The organism is Winogradskyella wandonensis, from assembly GCF_004346845.1.
GTDB classification, from domain to species: domain Bacteria; phylum Bacteroidota; class Bacteroidia; order Flavobacteriales; family Flavobacteriaceae; genus Winogradskyella; species Winogradskyella wandonensis.
This window is the reverse complement of the sequence record NZ_SMGI01000001.1, coordinates 24633-39118: the sequence shown is the minus strand read 5'-3', so window position 1 is coordinate 39118 and position 14486 is coordinate 24633. Positions and strand designations below refer to the sequence as shown.

At 34.3% G+C, this 14486-nt stretch carries 11 protein-coding genes; 5 read left to right on the top strand and 6 right to left on the bottom strand.

Features of this window, described 5'->3' with window-relative positions:
- Position 1 precedes the first annotated feature (1 nt).
- On the top strand, positions 2-850 hold the full coding sequence (locus tag DFQ05_RS00165; protein WP_132702365.1) for a glycosyltransferase family 2 protein: 849 nt from the start codon (positions 2-4) through the stop codon (positions 848-850).
- Here DFQ05_RS00165 and pafA read toward each other — a convergent pair.
- Complete coding sequence (gene pafA, locus DFQ05_RS00160) at positions 847-2517, bottom strand: alkaline phosphatase PafA (protein WP_132702363.1); 1671 nt, start codon at positions 2515-2517, stop codon at positions 847-849. The genes DFQ05_RS00165 and pafA overlap by 4 nt on opposite strands.
- Before the next feature lie 106 nt (positions 2518-2623).
- On the opposite strand from pafA, the gene DFQ05_RS00155 reads away from it, so the two are divergent.
- The gene (locus tag DFQ05_RS00155; protein WP_132702361.1) at positions 2624-3361 is read left to right on the top strand and encodes an MlaE family ABC transporter permease; all 738 of its coding nucleotides are present in this window, start codon (positions 2624-2626) and stop codon (positions 3359-3361) included.
- Positions 3361-4128, top strand: a complete 768-nt coding sequence (locus DFQ05_RS00150; protein ID WP_132702359.1) for an ABC transporter ATP-binding protein — start codon at positions 3361-3363, stop codon at positions 4126-4128. Before DFQ05_RS00155 ends, DFQ05_RS00150 begins: the two co-directional genes overlap by 1 nt.
- Here DFQ05_RS00150 and DFQ05_RS00145 read toward each other — a convergent pair whose 3' ends face one another.
- The 3 genes from DFQ05_RS00145 to DFQ05_RS00135 form a co-directional block, all read right to left on the bottom strand.
- A complete protein-coding gene (locus DFQ05_RS00145; protein ID WP_132702357.1) occupies positions 4129-5610 on the bottom strand; it encodes a DUF389 domain-containing protein in 1482 nt (493 codons plus the stop codon).
- A 3-nt stretch (positions 5611-5613) separates the two neighbouring features.
- Entirely contained in the window at positions 5614-6696 is a 1083-nt protein-coding gene (locus DFQ05_RS00140; RefSeq protein WP_132702355.1) for a mannose-1-phosphate guanylyltransferase, read from the bottom strand.
- Positions 6697-6791: 95 nt separating this feature from the next.
- Positions 6792-7391 carry a SprT-like domain-containing protein gene (locus DFQ05_RS00135; protein WP_132702353.1) on the bottom strand — a complete coding sequence of 200 codons (600 nt, stop codon included), beginning with the start codon at positions 7389-7391 and terminating at the stop codon, positions 6792-6794.
- A 96-nt stretch (positions 7392-7487) separates the two neighbouring features.
- Between DFQ05_RS00135 and DFQ05_RS13630 the strand changes: the two genes are divergently transcribed.
- The gene (locus DFQ05_RS13630; protein ID WP_199221949.1) at positions 7488-8213 is read left to right on the top strand and encodes a class I SAM-dependent methyltransferase; all 726 of its coding nucleotides are present in this window, start codon (positions 7488-7490) and stop codon (positions 8211-8213) included.
- Positions 8210-9682 (top strand): hypothetical protein, encoded by a 1473-nt coding sequence (locus tag DFQ05_RS00125; RefSeq protein ID WP_132702351.1) that lies wholly within the window; start codon positions 8210-8212, stop codon positions 9680-9682. The genes DFQ05_RS13630 and DFQ05_RS00125 overlap by 4 nt, the downstream gene beginning before the upstream one ends.
- Here the strand turns inward: DFQ05_RS00125 and DFQ05_RS00120 are convergent.
- Positions 9667-10404, bottom strand: coding sequence for a glycosyltransferase (locus DFQ05_RS00120; protein WP_132702349.1), 738 nt, complete (start codon positions 10402-10404; stop codon positions 9667-9669). The genes DFQ05_RS00125 and DFQ05_RS00120 overlap by 16 nt on opposite strands.
- Positions 10405-10438: 34 nt before the next feature.
- Entirely contained in the window at positions 10439-14476 is a 4038-nt protein-coding gene (locus DFQ05_RS00115) for an FG-GAP-like repeat-containing protein (RefSeq protein ID WP_132702347.1), read from the bottom strand.
- Positions 14477-14486: the final 10 nt, after the last annotated feature.

The following is a 14486-nucleotide window of genomic DNA, read 5'->3' as shown; positions in this document are numbered from 1 at the left end:
TTTGAAATTCTACATTATCATACCAACACATAACGAGGAAGATACCATAGGCTTAACTTTGGAGTCCTTAATCAATCAAACTCTAAAACCAGAAAAAATAGTCGTTGTTAATGATAATTCTTCAGATAAAACCGAAGCTATTATTAGAGATTTTGCGAACAAGTATGATTTTGTAAAACTTGTAAACAACAACTCATCTAACCTACATCTCCCAGGAACAAAAATTATCAATGCATTTTATAAAGGGTATGACAATTTAGATGATACTTACGATGTTATATGCAAATTTGATGCAGACCTAATCTTTCCTGAAAATTATCTAAAACAGCTCGCTTTTCATTTTAATACTAATAAAAAAATTGGAATGGCAGCAGGCTTTTGTTATATCAAAAAAAATAATGAATGGATTTTAGAAGGACTTACCAATAAAGACCATATAAGAGGCGCACTTAAAGCTTATAGAAAAGCGTGTTTCATTGATATAGGCAAACTAAAAACATCTATAGGCTGGGATACTGTAGATGAGCTTTTAGCCAAGTTCTACAATTGGGAAATTAAATTGGATGATGCACTTAAAGTGAAACATCTAAAACCAACTGGAGCTTCATACAATAAAGCCTCAAAACATCTTCAAGGCGAGGCAATGTACAAAATGCGATACGGACTTAGTTTGGCGGTTTTAACAGGTCTAAAAATGGCGTGGAACAAGAAATCCACAATCTATTTCCTAGATTTTGTGGTAGGCTATTTAAAAGCAAGGTTCAATAACACTGAGTTCTTGGTAAATAAAGACCAAGGCAAGTTTATAAGACAACTTCGCTGGAAAGGGATTAAAGATAAGATACTTTAATCCAAAACAAATCCTAAAGGCACACCAGTAGCCCCATTAGGGAAACTTATCCCTAAAAGTGCAGAAATCGTTGGCGCAATATCGGGAATTACTGTTTTTTGTAATGTCTCTCCTTGTTTTATACCTTTTCCAAAAAACAATAACGGTACATGTGTATCGTAATTAAGGCCGCTGCCGTGCGTCGACCCAGTTCTTCCATAAGGTATATGTGCAATATCATCGACTACAATGACATCTCCAGAGCGTTTTTGATTAAAGCCATTTTGCAATAAGACTTCTATACCTGTCGTAAAATTAGTTGAGTTCATTGTAGTTGCCGTATACACTTTTGCAATATTTGGATAACTAATTTGCTCATCAACTAGGTCCTGCTCTACCTTATGTAAGTCTAACCCTAATTCTTTAATTTTCGATTTATTAAAAAAGATTTGATTGTTACTTACATTTTCAACAATATCTTTCGTACCGTATTTTTCTTCGAGGAAGGCAACAAATTTTTCTTTCCTAGAATTAAAATCTAAATATCCTGCTGGGATTTTTACAGACTGCAAATACGCTGGAACATTTACTGCACCGTGGTCTGCGGTTAGAAACACGGTATATTCACCTTTCCCTACTGTTTCATCTAAAAACTTGAAGAAACGTTCTAAATCTTTATCTAATCGAATATAGGTATCTTCGATTTCTTTAGAGTTTACACCAAAATTATGACCTACATAATCTGTGGAAGAATAACTTAACGTCAATACATCTGTGACTTCATCAAGACCCAAGTTTTCACCTTTTACAGCTGCTATGGCAAAATCTGTTGTCAAGCTATTGCCGTAAGCTGTTGCTTTTAAAATATCAAAACCGCCGTTTTCATCTTTCAATTTTGCCAAATCGTATGGGAACGTTGCTTTTTCTTTTCCTTTAAAACCAGCTTCAAAATTGTTATCATCGCTTCCACTTTCGGTATACGAATCGATATTATAATACGTGTCCCATGTTTTTAAATACGATTCAGCCGCGTCGGAATTATTAAATTCATTTACCCAATTAGGCAAATTAGTTCTGTAAAATGAGCTGGTTATCCATACACCTTCATCCTTACCATGAAACCAGTATGCGCCATCTGCTGTATGACCCGCAGGTAAAATAGCACCTCTATCTTTTATAGCCACACCAATAGTTTTTCCACGCATTTGCGTAAATAGCCTATTTTCGTCTGCAAAAGTTGTTGTGAGCATTCTATGCGGAGACATTTGCCCTGCTTTATTTTCTGTTCCTATCGATTCTACACCATCATCTCCAGCACAGTAAACAATTTTCTTTTGTTCTTTATCGTACCAATTATTAGATATTATTCCATGATATTTTGGCGTAGTTCCTGTGAACACAGAAGCGTGACCTGGCCCAGTATAGGTGGGCACATAGTTAAAATGATTATTCTTACAATTAAAACCTTCGTTTATCATACGCTTAAAACCACCATCACCAAACTTAGTATTAAAGCGAGTTAGGTAATCGTATCTCATTTGGTCAACAACAATGCCAACGATTAGCTTTGGGTTAGTCGTCTCAATTTTTGGATTACTAGATAATGATGCCTTTGCTGTTTCTTGCGCATTACAAGAAAATAAGACTAAAAAGATTAAAATTTTAATGGTAAGAAATTTGATTTTCATATCTATTTTAATTGAAGTACAAAAATAAAATATTCTAATGCATCTAAATTTAATAAATCATTAATTAACGCTGATATTTTTATAATTTAGCGGTAATTCTACTTTCATGAAGTACCTACACAATATTGGTGTTTATTTTTTGATGATTAAAGATATGTTTCGCAAACCAACTAAATGGTCTGTGATGCGTACCTTGATACTTAAAGATATCGACGACCTTATCATTAATTCGCTTGGTATCGTAGCCTTTATTTCGTTCTTTGTTGGTGGTGTGGTTGCCATCCAGACCTCCTTAAATATTTCTAATCCGCTTATCCCAAAATATCTTGTTGGTTTTGCAACACGACAATCCATAATTTTAGAGTTTGCTCCTACATTTATTTCCATAATCATGGCTGGTAAAGTAGGCTCATTTATTACATCTAGCATAGGAACCATGCGTGTTACAGAACAAATAGACGCACTAGAAGTTATGGGTATTAATGCTTTAAATTACCTGGTTTTTCCAAAATTTATAGCCCTGTCTTTGTACCCTTTTATAATATCCATAGCCATGTTTTTAGGTGTTCTTGGCGGATTAGCGGCTTGTGTTTATGGTGGGTACGGGACTTTCGAAGACTATATTCAAGGTATACAAACAGATTTTATACCGTTTCATATTGTTTATGCATTTATTAAAACACTAGTCTTTGCTTTTTTATTGGCCACCATACCGTCTTTTTATGGTTATTATATGAAAGGTGGTGCCCTTGAAGTAGGCAAAGCAAGTACAACCTCTTTTGTTTGGACAAGTGTTGTTATTATTTTGGCAAATTACTTTTTAACCAGTTTACTTTTAGGATAATGATAGAGGTTAAAGACTTACACAAATCGTTTGGAGATGCTCATATTCTTAAAGGCATTAGCACCTCGTTTGAAAAAGGAAAAACAAACCTAATTATCGGGCAAAGTGGCTCTGGAAAAACGGTTTTTTTAAAGTGTCTCTTGGGACTTTTTGACTACGAAAAAGGAAGTATAGCTTATGAAGGCCGTATAATTAGTGAAATGAAACCCGATGAGAAAGGAAACTTACGAGCTGAAATAGGTATGGTTTTTCAAGGCAGTGCCTTATTTGATTCCATGACTATTGCAGAAAATGTTATGTTTCCATTACGCATGTTCACTAAACAGAGTAAAAGTGAAATGGAGGACCGTGTGGATTTTGTTTTAAAGCGTGTTAATCTTCCTGATGCGCATGATAAAATGCCAAGTGAGGCTTCTGGCGGTATGCAAAAGCGTGTAGCGATTGCTCGTGCTATTGTAAACAATCCCAAATATTTATTCTGTGACGAACCAAATTCTGGATTAGACCCAAAAACAGCAATTGTAATAGATAATCTAATCCAAGAAATTACAGACGAGTACCAAATGACCACTGTCATTAATTCTCACGACATGAATTCTGTAATGGAGATTGGCGAAAAAATTGTATTCCTAAAAGATGGTCTAAAAGAATGGGAAGGCTCTAAAGACACCATTTTTAAAACAGATAATAAAGCCGTAACAGACTTCGTATATTCATCTAACTTATTTAAAAAAGTTAGACGCATGTATATTGAAGAAAATCAGTAACTACTCTCTCTTTATCTTTACCTTTTCTGTTTTTAAAACACCTTTTAACCAAGAAAATAGTTCCTTTTCTCGTACAAGTACCAAACTATCACTAAGCGAAGATTTCCAAGAAATATTAGCAACATTTAATGTGTCTATTTTTATAAAATCTTTAGACTCTAACATCTTGCCATAGCTAAAATATTCTAAATCAATAAACCTAATTTTAGCATCTTTTGCCAATGTAGAAAAGGGAATGTCCTCTTTACTGGTTTTTGCTTCAAGCTGCTGATTTAAGCCTGTAATATTCTCTTTGAGTTCTTCTATTTGCTTTTGTAATCCTGAGATAATATTATCCTTTTCGTCTAAGTCTGTTATGGCTCTATCGTAGGCATCAGAAAGCTTATCAAAACTTCTGTTTTTATTGCCAATAACATCTAATTCAAAATCGCTTATATATTCGTAATTCTTCAATTCATTTCGTAAATCAGTTTCTGTGGCAAGCGAAATTTCATCATTAAAATAAAGCTTTATGATTTTGTTTTCGAAATCAGGAATATCTTTTTGAAACCATAAATCTGGATTAGAGCTCACCTCGTTTTCCATAAACTGGTCGTAATCTACCTCTTGGCGCTTTTCTTTAACTAAATCGACAAATTTTATAGTAGGCCAAATCATAACTAGGATAGCCACTAAGGATGCTAATTGAGAGATGCGTTTTCTTTTTTTAGAATTGGCATATCTAAGCATTGGGAAACGCAAAATTTTTAAAACTAAAAACGTAGCTAAGGCAATGAAAATCGTATTAATGGTAAACAAATACATGGCACCCACAAAAGATGGCCAATCGTTAGCTAAACCGTAACCAGCCACGCATAATGGTGGCATTAAGGCCGTGGCAATAGCAACACCAAAAATTACTGAAGCGATAGTCCCTTTTTTAGTTCTTGCAATTATCAATGCCAACCCACCAAAAAATGCTATTAAAACGTCTCTAATATCAGGTTTTGTACGTGCAAATATTTCGTTATTGCCTAAATCTGCAGTTGGAAAAAACTTAAAGAACAAGAATGCAGTTAATAAACTCAGCACTATCATTACGGCTAAATTTATCAGCGACTTTTTTAGCGTGTCTATATCATTTATTGCAATTGACAAACCAACACCTAATATTGGCCCCATTAAAGGCGAAATTAACATGGCACCAATAACAACAGCAGTAGAATCGGCATTAAGACCAACCGATGCCACAAAGATTGAACAAATTAAAATCCATGCTGTGGCACCTTTAAACGGAATATCATTTTTTATCGCCGTTATTGTAGCGTCTCTATCAGTATCGTCTCTAAAGTCTAATAATTCACTTAAAAAGTTAGAGATACTAGCAAAAAGACCTTTAGCATCCTGCCTTACAGCTTCCTTTTTTTCCTCGACCGCTTTTTCTTTGTCAACTTGTTTTTTTTCTTCTTCTTCAGAAAAATTAAATTTATTCTCTTCGCTCATATATTAACCATATTGCTCTCCATATTTATCCTTAACAGATTGGAGTACTTTTTTTATATCTTGTTCTTTAGCTTTAGGAAAGATAAGCAAAACTTCATCTTTATCGACAATAATATAGTCCTCTAAGCCGTCTACAACCACGATTTTATCGTTTTTAGTTCTAATCATGTTTCCTGATGCGTCTGTAGTTAACGTTTTGGCATTAACGACCGCGTTACCAGAGCCATCTTTTTTTAATTTATCGTATAAACTGCCCCATGTTCCTAAATCGTTCCAATCGAAAGTGGCAGGAATAACATAGACATTATTACTTTTCTCCATGATTGCATAATCCACAGAAATATTCTCGGCTTTACCATAGTTATCTCTTATAAAATCGTCTTCAAACTCTGTATTATAAACAGGTATGCCTTTTTCAAAAAGTTGAAAAAGCGTTGGTTGATTCTTTCTAAATGCGTTGATGACAGTAGCTGTACTCCACATAAAAATTCCGGCATTCCATAGGAAATTACCTTGACTTAAAAACAATTTTGCCGTTTCGTAGTCTGGTTTTTCTCTGAATTGATTAACCGATTTGATATTTGATTCTGAAGATTTGTCGTATTCTATATAACCATAGCCTGTATTTGGGAATGTAGGCGTTATACCTAATGTCATTAAAGCATTATTAGTCTCACAGAAATCGAAAGCTTGTTTTACATTTTCACTAAAAGCACTTTCGTCTTCTATCCAATGATCACTGGGCGCAACAATCATTACTGAATCTGGATTTTCTTTTTGGATTTTCAATGAAGCGTATAAAATGCATGGTGCCGTATTTCGCATGGCAGGTTCTAAAACCACTTGACGTTTGGTAACACTAGGTAATTGTTCAAATACCAAATCATTATAACGCTCGTTGGTAAGTATAAATATATTCTCTTCTGGTATTAGTTGAGATAGTCGATTAAACGTTTTTTGGATTAAGGTATCACCTGTACCCAACATATCATGAAATTGCTTTGGAAAATCTTGTGTGCTTACTGGCCAAAACCTTGAACCAACTCCACCAGCCATTAATATGGCATAATAATTTTTGTTTTTCATAGAAAAATTACAATTTTTCTTTTCCCTTGAAAATGGGAATCTTATTAAATTTTAGTTACACTTTCCTTAATATTCCCATATTCAAGGGAATGGAATTATTCTTCTAACAATTCCACTTCAGCATTTGGATTAAACAAATATAACTTTCCTGAGCTTATCTCTAAACACTCGTAGCGTTTTCTGCGCTTTGCGCCTTTTCTAAATATACGTCCGTTGTAAAGCTTAAATGTTACACCTTGTGGAATTTCGAAAACATAGGTTTTATCCTGATTTTCATCGTAATGTTTTAAAGCTAATGCTAAATTCTCATCAGTATCACTAGATGCTTTAGGATTTTTAAAATGCTTTGCAAGTAGCGGTAATAACTCGGTTGGAAATATTTCAGGCCTTAAAAACGGCAATATTAAATGCTGAAAAGTTTGTTTCCACTCCTTACCATGCGGCTTTATAAATCTACCATGTTTTTGATAAGCCTCTAAATGCGCAATTTCATGAATTAACGTTATTAAAAATCGATAAGGATTCAGATTAGAATTTACAGTAATTTGATGCTTTCCGTTTGGTAGTTTTCTGTAATCACCATGTCTTGTTTTGCGTTCGCCTTTAACTTTGATTACTAAATTATCTGCACTTATTAAGTCCTGAATTTGAGCTTTTGCTTCGTGCGGAATAAAGTTTAAAACGGGTTTTTGCATTCAACAAAAATAACGAAACCGGACAATTAAGTTGGGTAGTTAAAATAATAGTTTGTTAATTAGCTATCTTTATTTTTGAAAAACTAAAAGCACCTAATGTTCGAAAATTACCCAAAGAAAAGACCTCCATTATCAGAGAAAATTCAGGATATATATGACGAACAGTATAAATCTAACAGAGATGGTATTACACCTGCTTCTGGCTTAGCACAAAAGATGGAACGATGGCTTCATCAGAAAGTTTGTTCTGATGTCGGTAGAGTACATAATAAAAAAACTCTTGAAATAGGTGCCGGCACATTGAATCAACTTCAATATGAAGAGTCTAATCATTATGATATTATTGAACCTTTCAAAAAACTTTATTATAAGTCGCGTTATTTAGAAAAAATTAAAAATATTTATAATGACATTGACGAAATAGGCCTTTCTAACAAATACGATAGGATTACTTCTATTGCTACATTTGAGCATATTACAGATTTACCAAAAGTTGTAGCAAAATCCTGTTTGTTATTAAAGCCTAAAGGCAGTTTGAGAACTAGTATACCCAACGAGGGCACATTTTTATGGACGCTTGGCTGGAAACTAACAACAGGTATAGAGTTTAGATTAAAGCATGGTTTAGATTATGGCAACTTGATGCGGCATGAACATGTAAACAATGCACGAGAGATAGATGAGATTTTGAACTATTTTTACGAGAATAATACATGTTCGGTTTTTGGCTTAAGCAAGGGAATTGGTTTCTACAGGTTCTATGAGAGTAAAAACCCTAATAGAGATAGAGCAGAAAATTACCTAAAGACATTACAAGAATGACTCTAAAGACTAAAAGACTAAAAGCTTCTCTATTATTTTTTTGCTTCGCTTTCTTAATTTGCCTTGGGTTAAACTATCAAATCTTCTACGACTATGCCTTTCTTGATACTAACGAACTTATTTATACGGCGAGTAGAAATAACGATTTCCATAATATCTTTATTGAAAATGGGAGACCTTTATTAGGTTGGTGGTCAGAGTATTTATATGGCCACGTTTTTACTAAGATTTCGGACTTAAAATGGGTACGTTTTTTTACGCTCTTCTTCTGCGTTTTGTTTTCTACTCAAGTTTTTAGATTTCTACTCAACATTGGTCTTAAGATATACGAATCAGCTATATTCTCAATTTTAATATTAGCCCTACCTAGTTTTACCGTTTACTATGGCTGGAGTGCTACGGCTCAAATTCCCTTACTACTTATTGTTAATTTCTATGCTGGCCAGTTACTACTAAAAGTTTTAGATAATAGAAAAATTATCTCTTGGAACACTGTAGTTGCTGTTCTTATTGTATTAACCTCGCTATTTATGTATCAATCAGTCGTGATGATGTTTGTAGTACCTTTTTTAATTTCAACAATTAAAACTAACAACTACAATGTAAAAAGATGGTGGTACATTATCATATTTACATTGTTCTGCTTTATCGTTTACTATATATCTTTTAAAATTATTGCTGAATTTAATAATCTAGAAACAGCAAACCGAACTGCCCTTAACATTCTAGATATTCCTAAAAAAGTTATTAAATTTTATCTGTTTGAACTTAGTATTTTATTGAAGAACAGTGGCTTTCTTATCATCTCTATTATTTCACTTTTACTAGGATTAATTGGTTTTATTGGCTTTGTCTATCGTCAAAGTATTGATAGTAAATCATTACTTTTTACTATAAGTTTTATTCTTGCCTTACCATTTAGTTATGCACCGAATATATTATCAGGGCAGGATTACTTCTCACTAAGAACCATAGCTACAACAGCGGTTATTGTACTTTTCTATCAGTTTTGGTTTTTAAGGTATCTGAGTATAAAATATTTAAAGCTGAAAAAAGTATTGCTGCTATTACCAATCGTCTTTTTAGTATTAAGTATGCATAATCAAGATGATTATGTTGCTGGCCTGCAACACAAAGAATACAATGTTCTAAAAAACGTATTTCAAAATGTAGATATTAAAAACAAATCAGAAATTGTGATAATTATTCCCGAATACGGATTTTTACAAAAACATGGGTATTTAAAAAATGGTTTTTCTGATGAGTTTGGTAACTTATCTTCGGTAAAAGAATGGTCATCACCTCATCTTTTCGCACAAATAAAATGGGAACAACTAAATACTAATGATAATACTATTTCTGCTTATCCTCCTGAGAATGTAATAATACAAACTAAGGATACGCTTCAAGAAAGAAATGATTTAAAAGTGATTAATCTAATCGAATATTTTCATCAGACTTTTGAATAAGCTTTTAAGATATGGTATCTAATTGGTAAACTTAGAACATCAAAAAACATTCTAAAAGACGAAGAAAATAGATTGATGGTAGATATTGTATTACCTTCAAACTGAACAGGTATTCGCTTTATTCTTAGATTATATTTGGAGCACAAATAAATGGTTTCTACGTCAAAAGCAAAACCGCTTATCTTTAGTTTAGAAAAAATATTCTCTGCTGTCTGAGCGGTAAATCCCTTTAAACCACATTGCGTATCACCTACCTTATCTATCACAAACTTTGTAATAAAAAACGTGAAGACTTTACTAGAAATAGTTCTAAAAAAACTACTCTTTACTCTGTATTTTGAAGCTTTCTCTACTCGACTACCAATACAAACATCAAAATTATTTGAATCAAAATGTCCCAGGATTTCATTAATCTTTTTAAAACCATAAGGTATATCAGCATCGGTGAAGACTCTATACTTTCCTTTTGCTTTAAGCATTCCTTGTTTTACTGCGTGTCCTTTTCCTTTATTTGATGAATATGAGATTAGAGCAAGACAATCACTCTTGCCAATGTTCTTTTTTAAAAGAAGTTCTGTATTATCTGTACTACCATCATTAACCAAAATTACTTCTATAAGATAGTCCTGTTCTATCATCCAATCTTTAAGTCGCTGTATACTATCTTCAATAAAAACACCAGCATTATAAATAGGAATGACTAAACTTAACTTTGGTTGCAATTTATAGTGAGTTTATTTCTTAAAGCTATTGAAACTATTTACTTATAGCTACCATTTTAGAATTATCATTTACTCGCAGTACGTAAAGCCCAACAACAGCGTTGCTTAACTTTATTCTTGTAACTCTAGTATCCTCGTTATAGTCACGTTCCGAAAGTTCAATTTTTCGTCCTCTTATGTCGAAGATAGCAATATTGTCAGTTTCTAAAGTCTCTGAAATAAAGAATTGCTGATTATCTGAAGGATTTGGATAAATCTTTTGATTAGTTATATCTATTTCGGTGTCAATAATATTTGACTCAAAATAAGGTACAGCAAATTCAAACGTGTCATCTGCAACTTTTTGACCAATAAAACGTCCAGGAATATCATCCGCTGGCGGATGAATTCCACCCCAAATTCTAGATAAACTTGTTTGGTCAGATGCATCTCTATACGTTGCCCATTGTAAAACCACATCTACAGATGGTCCTTTTTCAAAAACTAAGAATTCGTCTTTTTTAGCGACAAACTCACCTACACCGCCTGGAAAAAACGGACTTCCTGTAATTTTTGTTAAAATCTCTGAAGCCGCTCTAGAATAAGTGGAATGACCTGAGACATAACCTGCAAAAGGTGGCGTAACAAATGTTGGTCGTTGGTATGGATACCAATCTTCAGCTAAAATCCAACCTACACCAGCAGTATCTGTGGCAGGGTCATTTATAAAATCATGACCTCTCCAAGTATATAATTTTACTTTACCAATATTTTGACCAAAAAAGCCAGCTAATGGGTCACCTGCTTCTACCAATTCTATATATCCAGGAATTAGTTTAAAACCTGACACACTATAATTAGGAAGGTTTGGGTCAGAGCTTTGCCCTTGTTCGTCTCCCATATATCGAATAGCAGAAATAGGTCTTATATAATCGTACCATCCTTTTACACTCCATGCGGCTATAGCAGAATCGTGCATTGCACCTCCTAAAATAAAGTATGCTTTCACATCCCATTCTAATCCATCTAAAACATCACCTTCACCTTGAAAACGTTTTTCTAATTGCGGATGGTCATTTACGTAGTTTAGGATAGAAAACCAATGTCCTGGCGGTGTTTCAGAGTCTGGACCATCGGCCCAAAATTCTGCTAAAACTCTGGCATAATCAGCCCTTGGAACGATATTTGGCTCATAAGCCGATGATGTTATTGGGTTAACAGAGTGTCCTGTACCTATATCTCCACCTTCTATAAAATTATAAAATGAAGGATATTCTGAAAAATCCCTAGGAAAATCAGCTATATCGGTATTTCCTATGGCACCTGGTGAAATATCTATCAATACACCATCTGTTGGGTCTAAATGCGATTGCCATACCGAAACCATAGAAAACCCCCATTTATACTGCTCACTTTCTTCATCTTCAACTGTAGTATTAATCTGTGGTGGTGCTTGAGGATCATGAAAAACACGGTAATTATTTCCATCTCTATTGTAGGTTGTCACATCTTCTTCTTTAAGTGCAAAACCGTTTACATTTCCCCATTCTGGACTTAAAAATTCTGGCACATTCCCTTCAACCACATTACCGCCCTGATCTATAAAAGTATCTAAACCTAGGGGTTGCCAACGGTTTGGGTCTACTACAGGCGGGTTGTTATCTAATTCTAGATTATAAGCTTGATTTACGGGCTGATAATAGGCATTGTCATAACCTGTATTTTCTCTTGAACCGTCCTGGCTTCCATAATCTATAATGGTTTGCGCCACATAATTCCCTAATGCCGCTGCATTTCCAAATTCGTATAAAACGGAAGTAAATGTAGTTTCATAACCTAATTTTTCCATCAACAAATCGATACGCTCCTGATTAGCTTCAGCGCCAGGAGAATTTTGAAAACGGTATGACAGCAAACGGTACATTGCATAACTAATGGCCTCTCTTACGGATTCTTCATTTGAATTTATTGGAATAAAATCTTCAAGCTCACTTGAAAATCCATTAACCTCATTTCCTATTAGATAAGGTCTTGCTTGGTCGTCATAAATTGCCCAAATATCGTACATAGCAACACTGGTATGAAACAAATTTCTAGCGTGTACCGTTGGCCTAGCAAAATCGCCTCTGATAGCATCCAGAAGCGCTTCATTCCAAAGTCTAGCAATGGAAATATTATCTGGTAAATCTGTAGCGTTTAATTCAACGCTAATAGAAATTTCTTGACTAGAGCATTGTTCATCAGATTCCACAACCGAAACTATTCCTTCTGCTTCTAATTCCCAATGCACCGTAATCGTATCAGTACCTTGACCACTTAAAATCTCTCCACCAACCACATTCCAAACAGCTGTTGAATTTGCACCTAAAGTATAAGTGTACGTCTCTGTAGAATAAAATGCAGCGTTTGTTGCTCCGACTATTATTTGGGAATCTAAATATGTACAACTACCGTCATCTAAAGTAGCTTCTGGATTGTAAGAACACGAAACTGGGTCTGTACAGCCATATACTTTTTGGCTTGGCTCAATATTTAAAACTTCAATTCCTTGACCCTCAATAGCTTTCATTGTTACATCGGCACTAAGGTTAGAATATGTTTCTACTAGACCAGATGGCCAGCTAATTTCAATTTCTAGAATTTCTGTTTCATCATTTAGTCCAAAATGTACAGGAGTTAAACTTTGACTTAAAAAACCAACTCCTGATTTATATCTTATAAACGTATCGTTAGCTGTTGTTAGCTTAACAATTGTACCTATAGCATCCCTATTGGACGTGGTGCCTTGTAAGTCTAACTTAAACCAATGTAATGCAGGACTAGCATCGTCGAAATTGAGTGTTTTGTTTTCGTATAAGAAAGAAGGGCCATCGTTATTGGTAACATACAAATCGATGTCACCATCATTATCGTAATCCCAATCTATAGCCTCGACACTTATGGTTAGCTCATTGAGGTTTAATTCTTGTGACGCATCTTCAAAATTATTTTGTCCTTGCGCGTGTAAATTTCTAAAATAGAAATTAGGCTCAGTACTTCTATTTTCAAACTCATAACCGTTGACTACATATAAGTCTTCATCACCGTCTAAATCGAAATCTGAAAAGCGTGTTCCCCAAGCCCAGAGTGTATTTCCTAAACCAAAAGTATCTGCATTTTCAGTAAACGTATTATCTCCATTATTTGTTAACAGGAAGTTGTTGTCAATTGCTGTGATGAACAAATCGAAGTACCCGTCTTTATTGTAATCTCCTATGGTAATACCCATATCGTCTCCCATAGTATCCACGCCAAATGCTTGCGCTTGACTGCTAAATGAGGTGCCATTATTATTGATGTACAAATCATTAGGCTCATCGAAATCATTTGAAATATAAAGGTCCATAAAACCATCTTCGTTAAAATCGAATGGTAGTGCTACATAACTCGCTAATCCATTTGTAGCCTGAATCCCAGTAGATGCTGTAACATCTGTAAATGTATTATTTCCGTTATTTCTAAATAATTGATTACTCGCGCATTCATCCCAATCGCTTACATAGATGTCTAAGAATCCGTCATTATTATAATCGAACCAAGTAGCACCAGTATTTCTACAATCGTTTAAAGAATCAAAACCTGCAATAGAAGTCAGGTTTACAAAAGTACCGTTACCCAAATTTCGCCATAGCTGTACTTTAAAAGAATAGGTTAAAAACAAATCCGGAAAACCATCATTGTTATAATCACCCCATGATGCTCCACTTTTTTGTCCCTCGAGACCAAACCAATCGCCACCACCTTCGTCTTGAGACAACAAATCAGTTAATCCAGCAGACTCCGTAACATCCGTAAAAGAGCCATCATTATTGTTTCTAAACAAACGGCTTAATGTTTTTGGACTATCTGGATTGTCTTTTGCTCTAGCAACAACAAAAATATCAAGGTCATTGTCGCCATCATAATCTGCAACAGCCACACCATTATTTTCTTCGAGAATTCCGAGACCAGCAATATCTTCTACTCTATCGAAAGTTTGACTTGATAAATTTTGGATTGAAAAACCCAAAACCATAAGAATAAGAGGGAAGTTTTTGAGTAATTTTCTTAGCATATATTTCTTT

Coding starts and splice junctions, on each gene's coding strand:
- DFQ05_RS13630 (WP_199221949.1), top strand. CDS start 7,488: ATGTTCGAAAATTACCCAAAGAAAAGACCTCCATTATCAGAGAAAATT.
- DFQ05_RS00155 (WP_132702361.1), top strand. CDS start 2,624: ATGAAGTACCTACACAATATTGGTGTTTATTTTTTGATGATTAAAGAT.
- DFQ05_RS00125 (WP_132702351.1), top strand. CDS start 8,210: ATGACTCTAAAGACTAAAAGACTAAAAGCTTCTCTATTATTTTTTTGC.
- DFQ05_RS00150 (WP_132702359.1), top strand. CDS start 3,361: ATGATAGAGGTTAAAGACTTACACAAATCGTTTGGAGATGCTCATATT.
- pafA (WP_132702363.1), bottom strand. CDS start 2,517: ATGAAAATCAAATTTCTTACCATTAAAATTTTAATCTTTTTAGTCTTA.
- DFQ05_RS00145 (WP_132702357.1), bottom strand. CDS start 5,610: ATGAGCGAAGAGAATAAATTTAATTTTTCTGAAGAAGAAGAAAAAAAA.
- DFQ05_RS00115 (WP_132702347.1), bottom strand. CDS start 14,476: ATGCTAAGAAAATTACTCAAAAACTTCCCTCTTATTCTTATGGTTTTG.
- DFQ05_RS00140 (WP_132702355.1), bottom strand. CDS start 6,696: ATGAAAAACAAAAATTATTATGCCATATTAATGGCTGGTGGAGTTGGT.
- DFQ05_RS00135 (WP_132702353.1), bottom strand. CDS start 7,391: ATGCAAAAACCCGTTTTAAACTTTATTCCGCACGAAGCAAAAGCTCAA.